General features: G+C 74.2%; 16 protein-coding genes. 4 read left to right on the top strand and 12 right to left on the bottom strand.

Annotated features, from left to right (window positions below):
• Window positions 1–95: 95 nt before the first annotated feature.
• The 6 genes from AQJ66_RS06935 to AQJ66_RS06910 form a co-directional block, all read right to left on the bottom strand.
• Window positions 96–1,109 (bottom strand): hemolysin family protein, encoded by a 1,014-nt coding sequence (locus AQJ66_RS06935; RefSeq protein ID WP_061918068.1) that lies wholly within the window; start codon window positions 1,107–1,109, stop codon window positions 96–98.
• Window positions 1,106–2,467 carry a hemolysin family protein gene (locus AQJ66_RS06930; RefSeq protein ID WP_061918066.1) on the bottom strand — a complete coding sequence of 454 codons (1,362 nt, stop codon included), beginning with the start codon at window positions 2,465–2,467 and terminating at the stop codon, window positions 1,106–1,108. Before AQJ66_RS06930 ends, AQJ66_RS06935 begins: the two co-directional genes overlap by 4 nt.
• A 151-nt stretch (window positions 2,468–2,618) precedes the next feature.
• Entirely contained in the window at window positions 2,619–3,044 is a 426-nt protein-coding gene (locus AQJ66_RS06925; protein WP_061918064.1) for a GNAT family N-acetyltransferase, read from the bottom strand.
• A 44-nt stretch (window positions 3,045–3,088) separates the two neighbouring features.
• Window positions 3,089–3,967: a TIGR03621 family F420-dependent LLM class oxidoreductase gene (locus AQJ66_RS06920; protein WP_061918062.1), complete on the bottom strand. Its 879-nt coding sequence runs from the start codon at window positions 3,965–3,967 to the stop codon at window positions 3,089–3,091.
• Window positions 3,968–4,027: 60 nt separating this feature from the next.
• Window positions 4,028–6,595 (bottom strand): ABC transporter permease, encoded by a 2,568-nt coding sequence (locus AQJ66_RS06915; protein ID WP_061918060.1) that lies wholly within the window; start codon window positions 6,593–6,595, stop codon window positions 4,028–4,030.
• A gap of 4 nt (window positions 6,596–6,599) precedes the next feature.
• Window positions 6,600–7,412 carry an ABC transporter ATP-binding protein gene (locus AQJ66_RS06910; protein ID WP_061918058.1) on the bottom strand — a complete coding sequence of 271 codons (813 nt, stop codon included), beginning with the start codon at window positions 7,410–7,412 and terminating at the stop codon, window positions 6,600–6,602.
• Between the two features lie 150 nt (window positions 7,413–7,562).
• Between AQJ66_RS06910 and AQJ66_RS06905 the strand changes: the two genes are divergently transcribed.
• Both AQJ66_RS06905 and AQJ66_RS06900 read left to right on the top strand, forming a co-directional pair.
• Complete coding sequence (locus AQJ66_RS06905) at window positions 7,563–7,811, top strand: toxin-antitoxin system, antitoxin component (RefSeq protein ID WP_061918056.1); 249 nt, start codon at window positions 7,563–7,565, stop codon at window positions 7,809–7,811.
• Window positions 7,812–7,815: 4 nt separating this feature from the next.
• Window positions 7,816–8,190, top strand: a complete 375-nt coding sequence (locus tag AQJ66_RS06900) for a hypothetical protein (protein WP_061918054.1) — start codon at window positions 7,816–7,818, stop codon at window positions 8,188–8,190.
• A gap of 32 nt (window positions 8,191–8,222) precedes the next feature.
• Here AQJ66_RS06900 and AQJ66_RS06895 read toward each other — a convergent pair whose 3' ends face one another.
• The 4 genes from AQJ66_RS06895 to bioB form a co-directional block, all read right to left on the bottom strand.
• Window positions 8,223–8,915, bottom strand: coding sequence for a class I SAM-dependent methyltransferase (locus AQJ66_RS06895; protein ID WP_061918052.1), 693 nt, complete (start codon window positions 8,913–8,915; stop codon window positions 8,223–8,225).
• A gap of 530 nt (window positions 8,916–9,445) precedes the next feature.
• Window positions 9,446–10,171: a dethiobiotin synthase gene (gene bioD / locus AQJ66_RS06890; RefSeq protein ID WP_061918050.1), complete on the bottom strand. Its 726-nt coding sequence runs from the start codon at window positions 10,169–10,171 to the stop codon at window positions 9,446–9,448.
• 1 nt (window position 10,172) lies between these two features.
• A complete protein-coding gene (locus AQJ66_RS06885) occupies window positions 10,173–11,453 on the bottom strand; it encodes an adenosylmethionine--8-amino-7-oxononanoate transaminase (protein WP_061918048.1) in 1,281 nt (426 codons plus the stop codon).
• Entirely contained in the window at window positions 11,446–12,681 is a 1,236-nt protein-coding gene (gene bioB / locus AQJ66_RS06880; protein ID WP_061918046.1) for a biotin synthase BioB, read from the bottom strand. Before bioB ends, AQJ66_RS06885 begins: the two co-directional genes overlap by 8 nt.
• 148 nt (window positions 12,682–12,829) lie before the next feature.
• Between bioB and AQJ66_RS06875 the strand changes: the two genes are divergently transcribed.
• Window positions 12,830–13,957, top strand: a complete 1,128-nt coding sequence (locus AQJ66_RS06875; protein ID WP_061918044.1) for an 8-amino-7-oxononanoate synthase — start codon at window positions 12,830–12,832, stop codon at window positions 13,955–13,957.
• Between the two features lie 52 nt (window positions 13,958–14,009).
• Here AQJ66_RS06875 and AQJ66_RS06870 read toward each other — a convergent pair whose 3' ends face one another.
• Window positions 14,010–14,234 (bottom strand): DUF397 domain-containing protein, encoded by a 225-nt coding sequence (locus tag AQJ66_RS06870; protein WP_061918042.1) that lies wholly within the window; start codon window positions 14,232–14,234, stop codon window positions 14,010–14,012.
• A gap of 9 nt (window positions 14,235–14,243) precedes the next feature.
• Window positions 14,244–15,104, bottom strand: coding sequence for a helix-turn-helix domain-containing protein (locus tag AQJ66_RS06865; protein ID WP_061918040.1), 861 nt, complete (start codon window positions 15,102–15,104; stop codon window positions 14,244–14,246).
• 222 nt (window positions 15,105–15,326) lie between these two features.
• Here AQJ66_RS06865 and AQJ66_RS06860 point away from each other — a divergent pair, with 222 nt between their 5' ends.
• Window positions 15,327–15,785 carry an ATP-binding protein gene (locus AQJ66_RS06860; protein ID WP_061918038.1) on the top strand — a complete coding sequence of 153 codons (459 nt, stop codon included), beginning with the start codon at window positions 15,327–15,329 and terminating at the stop codon, window positions 15,783–15,785.
• Window positions 15,786–16,381: the final 596 nt, after the last annotated feature.

The following is a 16,381-nucleotide window of genomic DNA, read 5'->3' as shown; positions in this document are numbered from 1 at the left end:
ACCCGGCTCCATACCCGCCGGTCGGTCGCCCTCGGGCGGCCGGTGACCCCCCGCCCCGTCACGCCCGTGACGGGGCCGGCGGCGGTCCGCACGCCTCAGGCCGGCTGCCCGAACAGCTGCCGCAGCACGTCCTCCATGGTCACCAGTCCCGCCAGGCGGCCGTCCTCGCCGAGCACGGCCGCCAGGTGGGTGCGGCTGCCCCGCATGGCGGTGAGCACGTCGTCCAGCGGGGTGCCCGCGCGGACGCGCGCGATGGAGCGCATGTCCCGCAGCCGGAACGGCGCGTCCCGGGCGGTGGCGTCGAGCGCGTCCTTGACGTGCAGGTAGCCCACGATCCGGCGGCCCACGTCGACCACCGGGAACCGGGAGAAGCCCGACTCGGCCGACAGCCGCTCCAGCTGTTCCGGGGTGACGCCCACGCGCGCGTAGACCACCCGCTCCAGCGGTACGACCACGTCGCGCACCGGCCGGCTGCCCAGCTCCAGCGCGTCGTGCAGCCGCTCCTGCGCCCGTTCGTCGATGAGGCCGGCCTCGCTGGCGTCCTTGACGATCTCGGCGAGTTCGGTGTCCGTGAAGGTCGCCGCGACCTCGTCCCGCGTCTCCACCCCGAGCAGCTTCAGCAGCCCGTTGGCGAAGGCGTTGACCGTGAAGATCACCGGGCGCAGCGCCCGGGAGAGCGCCACCAGCGGGGGGCCCAGGAAGAGTGCGCTGCGCACCGGTTCGGCGAGCGCGATGTTCTTGGGCACCATCTCGCCCAGCAGCATGTGCAGATAGGTCGCCAGGGCCAGCGCGATCACGAAGGACACCGCGTGCCCCGCGCCCGTGGACACGCCGACCGCGTGGAACACCGGTTCCAGCAGGTGCGCGATGGCCGGCTCGGCGACCACGCCCAGGACCAGTGTGCACAGCGTGATGCCCAGCTGGGCGGCGGCCAGCAGCGCGGAGACGTGCTCCAGGCCCCACAGCACGGCCTTCGCCCGACGGTCGCCCTCCTGGGCGAGCGGGTCGATCTGGGAGCGGCGCACGGAGATCAGCGCGAACTCGGCGCCCACGAAGAAGGCGTTGACGACCAGCGTCGACAGACCGATGAGCAGCTGAACGGCGGTCATCGCGCCCCCTCCGTCCGCTCGTGCCGCCCGGCGGGCCCGGCGGCCTCCTCGTCCGTCAGCGGCGCGCGCAGCAGCACGCGGGCCGCCCGGCGCCCGGAGGCGTCCACGACCTCCAGCCGCCAGCCGGCCACCTCCAGGGTGTCGCCGACCGCGGGTATGCGGCCGAGTTCGGTGGCGACGAGGCCGGCGAGGGTCTCGTACGGCCCCTCGGGCACGCGGAGGCCCACGCGGGCGAGCTGGTCCGTGCGGGCGGCGCCGTCCGCGGCGTACAGCGCCCGGCCGGTGTCGTCGGCGCCCGCCGGGGCGAGGTCGGGCGTCTCGTGCGGGTCGTGCTCGTCGCGCACCTCGCCGACGACCTCCTCGACGATGTCCTCCAGGGTCGCCACCCCGGCCGTGCCGCCGTACTCGTCGATGACGACGGCCATGGTCTGCCTGCCGGACAGCCGGTCCAGGAGCCGGTCGACGGTGAGGGACTGGGGCACCAGCAGCGGCTCGCGCATCACCTGGACGACCCCGCGGCGCGGCCGCTGATCGGCGGGCACCGCCAGGACGTCCTTGATGTGGGCGACGCCGACGACCGAGTCGAGGTTGCCGCGGTAGACCGGGAACCGGGACAGGCCGGTCGCCCGGGTCGCGTTCGCCACGTCCTCGCAGGTCGCCTGGGTGTCCAGGGCGAGGACCTGGACGCGCGGCGTCATCACGTTCGCGGCGGTGAGATCGGCCAGGTTCAGCGTCCGCACGAACAGCTCGGCGGTGTCCGCCTCCAGCGCGCCCGCCTTGGCGGAGTGCCGGGCGAGGGCGGCCAGCTCCTGCGGCCCGCGCGCGGAGGCCAGCTCCTCGGCGGGCTCCACGCCGATCCGGCGCACCACCCGGTTGGCCATGTTGTTCAGGTGCGTGATGAAGGGCCGGAAGGTGGCGCTGAACCAGCGCTGCGCGCTTCCCACCCGCCGGGCCATCGTCAGCGGCGACGAGATCGCCCAGTTCTTCGGCACCAGCTCGCCGACGACCATCAGGAACACCGTCGACAGTGCCGTGCCCAGCACCAGGGCCACCGAACTCGCCGTGGTCGGGGACATCCCGAGCGCCTGGAACGGCCCGGACAGCAGCTTGGCGATCGACGGCTCGGCGAGCATGCCGACCACCAGGTTGGTGACGGTGATGCCGAGCTGCGCGCCGGAGAGCTGGAAGGTCAGGTTCCGTACGGCCTTCAGGGCGCCCTGCGCGCCCCGCTCGCCGCGTTCGGCGGCCCGCTCCAGCTCACCCCGCTCGACCGTGGTCAGCGAGAACTCCGCCGCCACGAAGGCACCGCAGGCGAGCGAGAGCAGGACCGCCACCAGGAGCAGCAGCACTTCGGTCATCGGGTCACCCCCGTCCCATGATCGGGCAGGGCGGGGCGCAACGCGCGGTGTCGCGGACGGGGAGGATCGCCCATGGGCGGACGCTCACAACCTTTCATGCAGGGCCGAGTGCTCCCTCAAGGGTAAAGGATCAGCAAAGAAGTGTGGGGATTCACTCGGCGAGCGGCTTCACCCAGCGCCGCCACCGCTCCTCGGGCGCGTACCCGGCCGCCCGCCAGGCGTGGTGCGCCCGCTCGTTGCCCACCAGCACCATCGCGTCCCCGCGCCGCCCGCCGAGCCGTGCGAACCGCTCCTCGGCGGCGGCCAGCAGTGCCGAGCCGATGCCCTGCCGCCGGTGCTCCGGGTGCACCGCGAGCCGGTACAGGTGGCAGCGCCAGCCGTCGAAGCCCGCGATCACCGTCCCGGCCAGCTCGCCGCCGCGCTCGGCGAGGAGCAGCGCCCCGGGGTCGCGGGCGACCAGCCGCTCCACGCCGTCGCGGTCGTCGCTGATGCTGGTGCCCTCGGCGGCCTTCCGCCAGAAGGCGAGAACGGTGCCGAGATCGGCCGGGCGGGCGGGACGTATGCGCAGTTCGCTCATGCCGCCAGCCCATCACGGGGCCGCGGCCCCGCCCGGGAATTCCATCATGCGGACTCCTCCCGCAGCCGCTCCATGACCGGCGCGAAGGCCTCCATGCACGGCTCCAGGACGGTCAGGTAGGTGAAGCCGAACCGTGCGCGCAGAGCCCGCACCCGCGCGACGAGGTCGTCGAGGGGGCCGGCCAGCACGACGGGCAGGTCCAGGGCCTGGTCGAGGGTCAGCCGCGGCTGCCGTTCCAGCAGGGGCCCGAGCGCGGTCTCCGGGTCGTCGGTGACGGCCACCAGCTGGATCAGCAGGTTCAGCTCGGCGGGCTGCGCCCGGCCGGCCGCCAGTTCCCGGTAGCGGGCCACGCGCTCGGCCACCCCCTCGGCGCCGACCGGTTCCAGCTTCCCGGTGGTGCTGCCCGGCACCAGCCGTGCCCCCGTGAAGCCGACGACGTCCGCGCGCTCGGCGGCCAGCCGCAGCATCCGGTCGCCGTTGCCGCCGAGCAGCAGCGGCACCCGGCGCCCGTGCCCCGCCGCCGCGAGCAGCCGGTCCAGTTCCCCGACCGTGAGCCGGAGGTGATCCACCCGCTCACGCGCGGAGCCGAACGGCAGCCCGGCCGCGTCGTGCTCGGCCCGTACGTAGCCCGTACCGAGCCCCAGTTCCAGGCGGCCGCCGGTCAGCGCGTCGGTGGTGGCGACCTCGCGCGCCAGCAGCGCCGGATTCCAGAAGCCCGCGTTGAGCACCAGCGTGCCCAGCCGGGGCCGCTCGGTCGCCCCGGCGGCCGCCACCAGCGCCGGGAACGGCGCGACCATGCCGAGGTGGTCGGGGACCAGGATCACGTCGTACCCCAGCTCCTCGGCGCGGCGGCACCTGTCCCGCCACTCGGCGGCGGGCGCGGGTGTGAGCAGGTTGACCCCGAAGCGGAACGGGCGCGGCATGAAATCTCCTTCGGAGCAAGGGACTTGGTGCGCGATCGGGTCACGTCCCGCGGCAGGTTCTCACTCGTGCGCGATCGCCGCCAGCACGTTCATCCGGGACGCCCGCAGCGCCGGCAGCAGCGCCGCCACGATGCCCACCACCGCCGAGCCGATCACGACCGCGACGATCGTGCCCCAGGGGATCGCCAGCGCGGTCAGGCCCCGCAGCGCCAGCACCCGCTGCGCGCACACCCCCCACACCAGGCCGAGCCCCAGCCCCAGGACCGCGCCGAACACCGCGATCACCACCGACTCCAGCCGGATCATGCGGCGCAGCTGGCGCCGCCCGAGGCCGATGGCGCGCAGCAGTCCGATCTCCCGGGTGCGCTCCACCACCGACAGCGCGAGGGTGTTGACCACGCCGAGCACGGCGATGACGATCGCCAGCCCGAGCAGCGCGTACACCAGGTACAGCAGCACGGCGATCTGGTCGTGGACGAGCTTCTTGTAGTCGCCCTGGTCGCGCACCTGGACCTGCGGATAGGGCCGCAGTGCCCGCTCCAGGCGGGGGCGCAGCTCCTTGGCGCCGGTGCCGTCGGCCGCGTTGACGTACAGCGCGGAGTCCTGCCCGTCCGGCGCGTACCTCTCCAGGGTCGCCAGGCCGAAGAAGATGCCGCCCTGGGTGCCGAAGCCCTCGCCGGTGTCCATGTCGGTGAGCGCCCCCACGGTCAGGCGCGCCCGGTGTCCGCCCGGGAACTCCACCGGGAGCACGCTGCCGGTCCGCACGCCGTGGTCCGCGGCGAAACCGGCGTCCATGGCGAGGTGCCCGGCGGCCAGCGCGGCGGCCGAGCCGCCCCGCGCGTAGGTGATGTGGGCGACCTCGTCGAGCCCGGGGCCGTACCCGGCGGCCGCCGTTTGCACGCGCCTGCCGTCCGGCAGCCCCACGGCGACCGGGGTGATCCGCTGGCGTACGACCAGCCCGACGCCGCGCGTCGCGGCCACCGTCCGCGCGACCTCCGGGGTGAACGGCGTGAAGTTGGCGTTCTGGACGGTGAAGTCGGCGCCCAGCGTCCTGTCGATCCGCCGGTCGAAGGACGCGGACATCGAGGCGCTCGCCACCGACATCCCGCCGACCAGCGCGAGCCCCACCATGAGCGCGGCGGCGGTCGCCCCCGTGCGGCGCGGGTTGCGCAGGGCGTTGCGCTGGCTCATCCGGCCGACCGAGCCGAACAGCGCGGGGAACGCGCCCCCGAGGACCCGGATCACCGGCCGGACCAGCAGGGGCCCGGCGACGACGGTCGCGATCAGCGTCAGGACCACGCCGAGACCCAGCAGCGCGGCCGCCGGGGCGGTCTTCGAGGCGGCCGCGCAGCCGGCCAGCGCCGCCGCCCCGGCCACCCCGACCACGCCCCCGGCGATCGCCCGGGCCTTCAGCGGCTTGCCCACCCCGGCGACCTCGGCGTCCGCGAGCGCCGCCATCGGCGAGACGGCCGCCGCGCGCCGGGCGGGCAGGTAGGCGGCCACGAAGGTGACGCCCACGCCCACGGCGTACGCCGCCACGGGCGTCCCCCAGCCGATGACCATCTCGGTCGCCTTCAGGTTCATGCCGAAGGCGCCCATCAGGCGGATCAGCCCGAGCGCCAGGCCGATGCCGGCCGCGAGGCCGAGCGTGGAGCCGGCCACGCCGAGCAGGAGCGCCTCGGTGAGCACGGAGCGCCGCACCTGCCGCCGGTCGGCCCCCAGCGCCCGCAGCAGGCCGAGTTCCCGGGTGCGCTGGGCGATCAGCATCGAGAAGGTGTTGACGATCAGGAAGACGCCGACCAGGACCGCGATGCCGGCGAAGCCCAGCATCACGTACTTGATCACGTCCAGGAAGGTGCCGAGGTCGGCCGCCGCCGACTTGGCCTGCTCGCCGGCGGTCCTCAGGTCGTAGGCGCTCGTGCCGAGCGCCGCACGGACGCGGCGTTTGAGCTGTGCGTCGCTCACCCCCGGGGCCGCGTCCACCGAGATGCTCGTCGCCCGGGCGGCGGAGCCGAGCAGCTCGCGGCCGGCCACCGCCGGGTCGAGCCAGACGCGGGCCGAGCCCGGGTTGGTGGTGGTGAACGCGGCGATGCCGACGACCCGCACCCGGAACGTGCCCGGCCGCGCCTGGACCGTCAGCGGGTCGCCGATCCGTACGTGCTTCCGGGCGGCGGTGTCCGCGTCGAGCAGCGCCTCTCCCGCGCCGTGCGGGGCGTGGCCCGAGGTGAGCCGCACCGGGCTGCGGCGGGTGACGTACCAGGAGCCGGCCAGGGTGGGCGCGCCGTTGGGCGGACCGACCGACGTCTGATGGCGGTCGACCACCACGATGTTGCGCACCGACACGTCCGCGCGGGCCGCCGCGACCCCGCGGGCCTTCAGCACGCGGTCCCGGAGGGCCGCGGGCACGGTCTGCACCGCGCCGGTCGGCACGGGCGACCTCAGGTCCTGCTTCGCCTCGACCGTCACGTCGGCGGCGGTCGAGGCGAACAGCCGGTCGAAGGTGCGGGACACGGTGTCGGAGAAGATCAGGCTGCCCGCGACGAACGCCACCGACAGCACGACGGCCAGCGCCGACAGCGCCAGCCGGCCCTTGTGCGCGAGGAAGCTCCGCAAGGTCGCTCTGAGCACGGGGTCAGTCCTCCAGGACGGGGCCGCCGTCGCCGAGCCGTCCGCGCACCGCGTCGAACGCCTTCATGCGCTCCAGGACGGTCTCCGCCGTCGGCCGTTCCATCTCGTCCACGATCCGCCCGTCGGCGAGGAAGAGCACCAGGTCGGAGTGGGCGGCGGCGCCCGGGTCGTGGGTGACCATCACCACGGTCTGCCCGAGGTCGTCCACGGCGCCCCGCAGGAAGCCCAGCACCTCCAGGCCCGCCCGCGAGTCCAGGTTGCCCGTCGGCTCGTCGGCGAAGATCAGCTCGGGCCGGGACACCAGCGCCCGCGCGCAGGCGACCCGCTGCTGCTGACCGCCGGAGAGCTGCGCCGGGCGGTGGGTCAGCCGGTCGCGCAGCCCGAGGGTGTCGACGACCTGGTCCAGCCACCGCGGATCCGGTCTGCGGCCCGCGATGTCCATGGGCAGGGTGATGTTCTCGGCCGCGTTCAGCGTCGGGATCAGGTTGAACGACTGGAACATGAAGCCGATCCGGTCCCGCCTGAGCCGGGTCAGTTCACCGTCCTTCAGACCGGTGATCTCCGTGTCACCGAGCCACACCCGGCCGGCCGAGACGCTGTCCAGGCCCGCCAGGCAGTGCATCAGCGTCGACTTCCCCGAGCCGGAGGGGCCCATCACGGCGGTGAACCGGCCGCGCGCGATGTCCACGTCCACCGAGTCCAGGGCGAGCACGGCCGTCTCGCCCGAGCCGTAGGCCTTGGTCAGCCCCCGCGCGCGGGCCGCGGTCCCGGCGTCCGGCGCCCGGCCCGGCGCGTGTTCCGCAGCTGGTGTGGACAAGGCGGCCTCCCGGTCGTCGACTCCCTCGTGTCTGCCTCGCTCCGGCCGAGCCTAGTGTGACCCGCCCCACAGCAGGAACGCCTCCCCGCGCCGGCGGCGCGCCCCCGGGCGCCCTTGCCGCTGCTAGCAGGCGAGCGCTAGCGTCGAGGTATGGCGAAGACCCAGCTGAACGTGCGCGTGGACGAGGACACCGCCCGCGCGGCCCGCGAGCGCGCGCTGGCGCGCGGCCTGAGCGTCAACCGCTACATCGAGGAGCTGGTCAGACAGGACGCCGGGGAGGCCGGCCGCACCTTCGTGGACGCCGCCGCCGACTTCATGAAGCAGTACGAGTCCGTGTTCGCCGAGGAGTTCGCCGAGACACGCGGCACCGGCACCGGTTCCGGCGAGGCCCGCAGCTGATCCCTTGAACGATCTCAGCATCGACCTCGCCTGGCTGCTCATGCTCGCCGAACAGAAGACGCCCGGGGACCCGCAGGTCGCCGACTGGGGCGCGCTCGTCGCCGCCGTCGCCCGCCACCAGGCCGAGATATTCGGCGTGCCCGTCTACGACGGCCCGCACGCGCGCGCCGCCGCGCTGCTCCAGCTCCTCATCCGCGTGCCGGCGCTGGAGCGCTCCAACGCCCTGTTCGCCTCCGCCGTCGCCTACGGCTACCTGGTCGCCTGCGGCCTGAAGATCGCCGTCACGCCCGAGCAGGTCCGCGACCTGGCCCGGCTGGTGCACAGCGGTGGCGCGAGCGTCGACGACATCGCCCAGGAGCTGCGCCGCTGGAGCCTCTGACTGCCCGGAGCCGGCACATCACCGCCCGCGGATCACCGCGCCTCCGGCTCGTCGGGCCGCCAGGCCGTGCCGAACGCGCAGTAGGAGGCGGGCAGTGCCGGGCCCCGCTCCGGCAGCACCATCCGCCGCAGCGGGCCGAGCGCGAAGCCGGCCTCGCGCAGGGCGGCCACCGGGTCCCGGGACAGGTGACAGCCGCCGCTCAGCGCCGGCCACAGCGTGCGGTCCAGGGCGCGCTGGGTCAGCCTCATCGCCCGGCCGCCGCCCCGCCCGTGCTCGAAGAACCGCACCTCGCCGCCGGGCCGGAGCACCCGCCGCACCTCGCCCAGCGCCCGCTCCACGTCCCGCACGCTGCACAGCACCAGCGACAGCACGACCGCGTCGAAGGCCTCGCTCTTCACCGGCAGCGCCTCCGCCGTCCCGGGCACCACGTCGACCGGCACCCGGGCGCGCAGCGCCGCCTCCAGCGCCAGCCGCCTGAGCAGCGGTTCCGGTTCGATCGCCACGACCTCCGCGACCGTCCCCGGGTAGTGGCCGAAGTTCAGCCCGTTGCCCGCGCCGATCTCGATCACCCGCCCGGACAGTCCCACGAGCAGCCGCTCGCGCACCCCCGCCAGGCCCAGCCCGGTCTCCGCGCGCACACTGGCGCGGGCGTAGCAGCGGGCGAACAGCGGGTGATGGACAGGACTTCGCGCCACCTTGCCGGAACCGGCCGACGACAGCCGCATGGCAACCTCCCGGGGGACGGGCCTACGGGAATTGTCCCCCGGGAAACCCCACCGCACCCCCGCCGAACACGCCACGCCCGCAGACCCACCGCGAAGGCCCCCGGGATGCGAAACGCCTCCGCGCGCCGGATGCCGGTCGAGCGAGGCCGGTCAACCTGGCTCGGGGGCGCGGGAGTCGACGGGGGCGGCCTGTCGTGGTCGGCGGGCAGCGGGCGCTGGTGGCCTTGGGCAGGACCGTTTGATCGGGTCCCGCAGGGCGCTGCGGCGTCTTCGCTGCCGGAGTCGCACCGCCCGTCGCGGCGCCCATGATCCCTGCGGCGCCACGCGGGTCTGGAAGGCTTCCGCGCGCCAGACGCCGGTCAGCCGCGGGCCGACGGCCGCCCCGACCTGCCGGCGTGGGAGTCGGTGGGGCGGCCTGTCGTGGTCGGCGGCCAGCGGGCGCTGGTCGCCTTGTGCAGGGCCATGGCGCTCGGGTCCGGCAGGGCGCCGGGGCGTCGTCGCTGCCCGAGCCGGACCGCGCGTCGCGGGGCTCACGGCCCCTGCGGCGCCTCGCGGATTGCGAACGCCTGGGCGTCCCAGGTGCCGTCCAGGCGCGGGCTCAGCCAACCGGGCGCCGCCGCCCGGAAGTCGGCCGGTGGCAGTGTTCCGGCGCCGGCGGGCAGGGCGCCGAGCAGCGGGGTGCCGGACACCTCCGGCAGGTCGGCGACGTTGCAGCGGCAGGCGAGGTCGGGGTCGCTCGGCCAGCTGCCGATCACCACCCCGGCCGGCTCCAGGCCCCGCGCGCGCAGCTCACGTGCCGTCAGCTCCGTGCTGTTGAGCGTGCCCAGGCCGGCGGGGGCGACCACCAGCACCGGCGCGTCCAGCAGCCGGGCGACGTCCGCCAGCGTGCCGCCCTCCGCGTCGAACCGTACGAGCAGCCCGCCCGCCCCCTCGACCAGCACCAGATCGTGCTCGGTGGCCAGCTTGGCCGCCGCCTCGGCCACCTCCTGCGGGCGCACCGGGGGCATCCCGGCCCGCCGGGCCGCCGTCCCCGGCGCCAACGGCTCGGGGAAGCGGGCCATCTCCGCGGCCGTCAAAGGGCCCGCGAGACGCGCGACCTCGTCCGCGTCCCCGCGCTCGTCCGGCCGTACACCCGTCTGGGCCGCCTTCAGCACGGCCACCGACCGCCCGGCCGCGAGCGCCGCCGCGGCGACGGCCGCGGTCGTGACCGTCTTGCCGACCTCCGTGCCCGTCCCCGTGATCACCAGTACCGGCATGTCATCCCTCCCGCGCCGCGGCGCACACCGCGCGCGCGATCCGTGCCACGTCCTCGTCCGAGGTGACGTACGGCGGCATCGTGTAGACCAGGTCGCGGAACGGGCGCAGCCACACGCCCTCCCGCACGGCGGCCCGGGTGGCCGCGGCCATGTCCACCTCGTGGTCGAGCTGGACCACCCCGATGGCGCCCAGGACCCGCACGTCCTTCACGCCCGGCAGACCGGCCGCGGGCGCCAGCCCCGCCCGCAGGCCCGCCTCGATCCGCCCGACCTCCGCCCGCCAGTCCTGGCCGAGCAGCAGCTCCACCGAGGCACAGGCCACGGCCGCCGCCAGCGGATTGCCCATGAACGTCGGGCCGTGCGCGAGCACCGGCACCGCGCCGCGCGAGATGCCGTCGGCCACCCGTGCGGTGCACAACGTGGCCGCCATGGTGAGGTAACCGCCGGTCAGCGCCTTGCCCACGCACATCACATCGGGCGTGACGCCGGCGTGGCCGGCCGCGAACAGCTCGCCGGTCCGCCCGAACCCGGTGGCGATCTCGTCGAACACCAGCAGCACGTCGTGCGCGTCGCACGCCTCGCGCAGCACCCGCAGGTACGCGGGGGAGTGGAACCGCATGCCGCCCGCGCCCTGCACCACCGGCTCCACGATCACGGCGGCGAGTTCGCCGGCGTGCCGCTCGACCGCCGAGCGCAACTGCTCCGCGTACGCCTCGTCGTAGTCCGCCGGCGGCGCGTCCACGAACGCCTGCCGGGGCAGGACCCCGCTCCACAGCTCGTGCATCCCGCCCTCGGGGTCGCACACCGACATCGGGTGCCAGGTGTCGCCGTGGTAACCGCCCCGCCAGGTCAGCAGCCGCTGCTTCGCGGGCCGGCCGAGGGAACGCCAGTACTGCAGGCACATCTTCGCCGCCACCTCGACCGACACGGAGCCCGAGTCGGCGAGGAACACGTGCTCCAGGCCTTCGGGCGACATGTCGACAAGGAGCTTCGCCAGCCGTACGGCGGGCTCGTGCGTGAGGCCGCCGAACATGACGTGGCTCATCCGCCCGAGCTGCCGGTGCGCCGCCTCGTTGAGGACGGGGTGGTTGTAGCCGTGGATGGCCGACCACCACGAGGACATGCCGTCGACCAGTTCACCCGAGCCGTCCGCGAGCCGCAGCCGGACCCCGCTCGCCGACTCCACGACGAGCGGTTCGGCACGCCCCGGCATCGGGCCGTACGGATGCCACACGTGCCGCCGGTCCAGCTCGAGCAGCTCGGGCACGCCCAGCTCAGGCATTGGGCGCGAGGTCCGTTCCGGCACCCCGGCGGCGGACGGCGACGAGATCGGTGCGCGGCTGGTCCGCGGCGGCCGCGGGCGCGGACGCGGCGGCGGCCGCCGTACCGCAGACACCGCCGCCCTCGTGCGCCCCGCAGCCGGCCTCGGCGTGCGTGCCGCACTCCGCCTCGCCGTGCGAACCGCAGCCCGTCCGCGCGTGCGAGCCGCAGCCGCTGCCCGCCGCCGCGCGGTGCTCCGGCAGGGTCACCTCGCCGGCGCCCTCCACCTCGAACCCGGCGTCCGCGATCATCTCCAGGTCGGCCTTGCCCGCCTGGCCCTCGCTCGTGAGGTAGTCCCCGAGGAAGATCGAGTTGGCCAGGTGCAGCGCGAGCGGCTGCATCGTGCGCAGGTGGACCTCGCGGCCGCCCGCGATGCGCACCTCGACGTCCGGGCAGACGAACCGCACCATCGCCAGGATGCGCAGGCAGCGCTGCGGGGTGAGGTTCCACTCCTTGGCGAGCGGGGTGCCCTCGAACGGGATCAGGAAGTTCACCGGGACGGAGTCGGGGTCCAGCTCGCGCAGCGAGAACACCACGTCCACCAGGTCCTCGTCGCTCTCGCCCATGCCGGCGATGAGACCGGAGCAGGCGGACAGCCCGGCGGCGTGCGCCTTGTGCACCGTGTCCACCCGGTCGGCGTACGTGTGGGTGCTGGTGATGTCCCCGTACGTGGCCTCGGAGGTGTTCAGGTTGTGGTTGTAGGCGTCCGCGCCCGCCTCGCGCAGCCGCTCGGCCTGGCCGTCGGAGAGCAGGCCCAGGCAGGCGCACACCTCGACGCCCTCGTTCTGGTCCTTGATGGCCTTGATGGTCTCGGAGACCCGGTCCACGTCCCGGTCCGTCGGGCCGCGCCCGGACGCCACCAGGCAGACCCGCTTGGCGCCGCCGGCCAGGCCCGCCGCGGCGGCGTCCGAGGCCTCCTCGGGCTTGAGCCAGGTGTACTTCAGGATGCCGGCCGTGGAGCCCAGCCGCTGCGAGCAGTAGGAGCAGTCCTCCGGGCACAGACCGGACTTGAGGTTGACCAGGTAGTTGAGTTTCACGCGCCGGCCGAACCAGTGCCGGCGCACCTTGCCGGCCGCGGCCACCACATCGAGCAGATCGTCGTCGGAGGTGGCGAGCACGGCGAGTGCTTCCTCGCGGGTCGGCAGCTCGCGCCGAAGCCCCTTGTCCACCAGCGTGTTCAGCAGGTCCATGAGCCCTGATCCTGTCCTACGGGACCGCCCCGGGCCAAGGAGGGTCCGGACAACAGCGGGCGGTTCGCCGTGTGGGTATTGCCACACCATGGGTGGGCGGCCGTGCCGCTATGGTCTGTCCGCTACCTACAAAAGCACCGGAGGACCCATGGCGTTCGGCTGGATCGACGGGCAGGCCGAAGCGCGGCGGCGCGCCGGGCTCGTACGGACCCTGCGCCCGCGCCCCGCCGACTCACCCCTGCTGGACCTGGCGAGCAACGACTACCTGGGCCTCGCCCACCATCCCGAGACCGCCGAGGGGGCCGCCCGGGCCGCCCGGACCTGGGGCGGCGGCGCCACCGGCTCCCGGCTGGTCACCGGCACCACCGAGCTGCACACCGAGCTCGAGCGCGAACTCGCGGACTTCTGCGGCGTCGAGGCGGCCCTGGTGTTCTCCTCCGGCTACGCCGCCAACCTGGCCGCGGTCACGGCGCTCGGGCCGCACGGCTCGCTCGTCGTCTCCGACGCGGGCAACCACGCCTCGCTCATCGACGGCTGCCGGCTCGCCCGGGGCACCACCCAGGTCGTGGGACACGCCGACCCGGACGCCGTGCGCAAGGCGCTCGGCACCCACGAAGGAGCGGCGGTCGTCGTCTCCGACACCGTCTTCTCCGTCGACGGGGACGCGGCTCCGCTGGCCGCACTGGCCGCGGTGTGCCGGGAGTACGGGGCCGGGCTCGTCGTGGACGACGCCCACGGGCTCGGGGTCCTCGGCGACGGCGGCCGGGGCGCGCCCCACGCGGCCGGGCTGGCGGGCGCCGGCGACGTGGTCGTCACCGCCACGCTGTCCAAGTCGCTGGGCAGCCAGGGCGGGGTGGTGCTCGGTCCGGCGCGGGTGATCGACCATCTGGTCAACGAGGCCCGGACGTTCATCTTCGACACGGGCCTGGCACCGGCGGCGGTGGGCGCGGCACTCGCCGCCCTGCGCCTGCTGCGCCGCGAGCCGCAGCGGGCGGCCCGGGCCCGGCAGGTCGCCGCCGAGCTGCACGCACGGCTGACCGCCGCGGGCCTGGAGGCGGTACGACCGGACGCCGCGGTGGTCTCCGTGCGGGCACCGTCCCCGGAACAGGCCGTGCGCTGGGCGGCCGACTGCCGTACCGCGGGGCTGGCCGTGGGCTGCTTCCGCCCACCTTCCGTACCCGACGGCATCTCACGGCTGCGGCTGACCGCCCGCGCCGACCTGTCCGGGGCCGAGATCGAACGCGCTGTACGAGTGATCGGCGAGACTCGACCATGAGTCGGCGTGACACGGCCGGGCATCGCGCGAAGAACGACCGGAACTGATCAGTTCATCCGAGCAGGGCCAGGAACCCCGCCCAGCTCCCGGGGGAGAAGAGCAGCGCGGGTCCGGCCGGGTCCTTGGAGTCGCGCACGGCGAGCAGTCCGGCCCCGGGGCCGGAGCGCGGCCGGGCCGTCTCCACGCAGTTGTTGGCTCCCGTGCTGTAGCTGCTGCGCAGCCAGCGCACGTCGTGCAGATCGGTACTGGCAGGGACGTTCCGAGGCAGTGCGGTCATGGTGCCTCCTTACGCGCCGTCACCTATCCCGGCGATGTAATCCAACGAGTCCGCAGGGGAAAGGGCGTGGATCCGAAGGGTGTCGAAGGCCTCCGAGTAGGCCTTGAGGTCTTCTTTCCGTTCGAGATAGAGGCTACTCGTCAACTGGTCGACAACAACCACGTCCAGATCAGAAGTGCTCGGAAATGAGAAGATAACGAAAGGCCCGGTGAGACCGACATGTGCTCCCGCGGCGAACGGCAGCACCTGGAGCCGCACCTGCGGCAGCCGCGCGGCCTCCAGGAGCCGTTCCAGCTGGCGCGCCATCACCTTCGGCCCGCCCACCTCCCGCCGCAGCACGGCCTCGTCCAGGACGGCGCTCAGCTCCAGCGGCGGATCCGAGCGCAGCACGTCCTGCCTGGCCAGCCGGACCTCCACCAGCGCGTCCAGCCGCTCCTCGTCGACGCCCTCCACGGCCGCCCGGGTCACCGCGCGCGCGTACTCGGGCGTCTGCAGCAGGCCGGGCACCACCGTGGTCTCCAGGGTGCGCATCGCGCTCGCCTGCGACTCCAGGCTGATGAAGTCCCGGTACGTGGGCGGCAGGATCCCCCGGTAGGCGTGCCACCAGCGGCTGCGGCCGCCCGCGCCCTCCGACCCCGCCAGCATCAGCAGCAGCTCGCGCAGCTGGCGGTCCCGCACGTCGTAGGCGTCCAGGAGTAACCGCACATCGGCCGGCTTCGCGCCACTGGCGCCGGTCTCGATACGGCTGACCTTCGACTGGTGCCAGCCCACCAGACGGGCCGCATCGCCACTGGTGAGTCCCGCTCCGGTGCGCAGCGTACGCAGTTCCGCACCCAGTTTGCGGCGGCGTACTGCCGGCCCGTTCTGCATGGGCTTCTCCTTACTCCTGACGGGCCACCCAAATACGGTTACGCGTCGCAGAGTTCACCGCTTTGAGCGACAGATATATGCATATCCCGGTGGAACGCTCCCCTGACCGGTCCGCTGATGGCAGTCTGACGAGCAAGCACCAGTCCGGGACCGTACTCGAACCATCCGCTCTTCGTCGGACTGCGGTCGACTGCGGTCCCGTGGGAAAGGGACGACGTCGCCATGGCAGACCATCTGGAAGCATCCGTCACTCTGCCGAGCGATCCCGCCTCGGTCTCCGCCGCCCGCTCCTACGTGGTGTGCACCCTCGCGGAGTGGGGCCTGCCGTCCGACACCGACACGGCCGACACCGTGCGGCTCATCGTCTCCGAACTCGCCACCAACGCCGTACAGCACACTTTCGGGCAGTCACCCACCTTCACGGTGGACATCGCGCTGGACCGTGACGAACACTTGCGCATCGGCGTCACGGACAGCCATCCCCGCTTCCCGAAGCGGCTGCCCGCCGCGGTCCAGCAGGACAACGGCCGCGGCATGGTCATCATCCGCTGGCTCACCGCGGAGTGCGGCGGCAGACTCCACATCCGCCCCACCCGCGAAGGCGGCAAGACGGTCTCCATCGAGCTGCCCTGGACGTTAGCGGCGGGGGTGGTCGGCGCGGCGGGCCGGGAGAATCCCTAGCCCTCTACGGGGGGGAGAGAGGGGAGGACAGACAGGGCGGGAGTGCCGGGGGGTGGGGAACCGGGGCATCCGCCTGGGAGCCCCCCAAAGGCGGGAGCGCCGCGTGACGACGACCGTGGCGGCGACGGGAGTGGCGCGGGTCGCGGCCGGGAGGGCGGGAAACCCGGGCATCGGTCTGCGAGCTTCTCAAGGGCGGGGGCAGTGCGGGCAGTGCGGGACGACGAGCGTGACGGCAACGCTCGCGGCGCGGGCGGGGGACCGGGCAGACGCCGGTGAGCTTCGCAAGGACGAGGCGCTGCGGGACGATGACCGCGGCGGCAACGCGCACGGCGGCCGGACCGGCGGGCCGTGGCAGATCGCACGGGGCCGGTAGACGAGCTGGGGGGACAGCTACGCGTGAGCCCTCCAAGGGCGAAGGCGCCGTGTGACGACGGCCGATGCGGCACGCCGGCGGCGGACGGCGCCTGGACGGGCGGGTCGTGACAGATCTCGCCGGGGCCGGTGGGCGCGATGCCGGGACACCTGTGCGTGCGCCCTTCAAGGGTGAAGGCGCCGTGTGACGACGGCCGATGCGGCACGCCGGCGGCGGACGGCGC

Origin of the sequence: Streptomyces bungoensis, assembly GCF_001514215.1 — a bacterium.
Taxonomy (GTDB): domain Bacteria; phylum Actinomycetota; class Actinomycetes; order Streptomycetales; family Streptomycetaceae; genus Streptomyces; species Streptomyces bungoensis.
The sequence above is the reverse complement of the archived record's forward strand: the minus strand, read 5'-3'. Positions and strand labels throughout refer to the sequence as shown.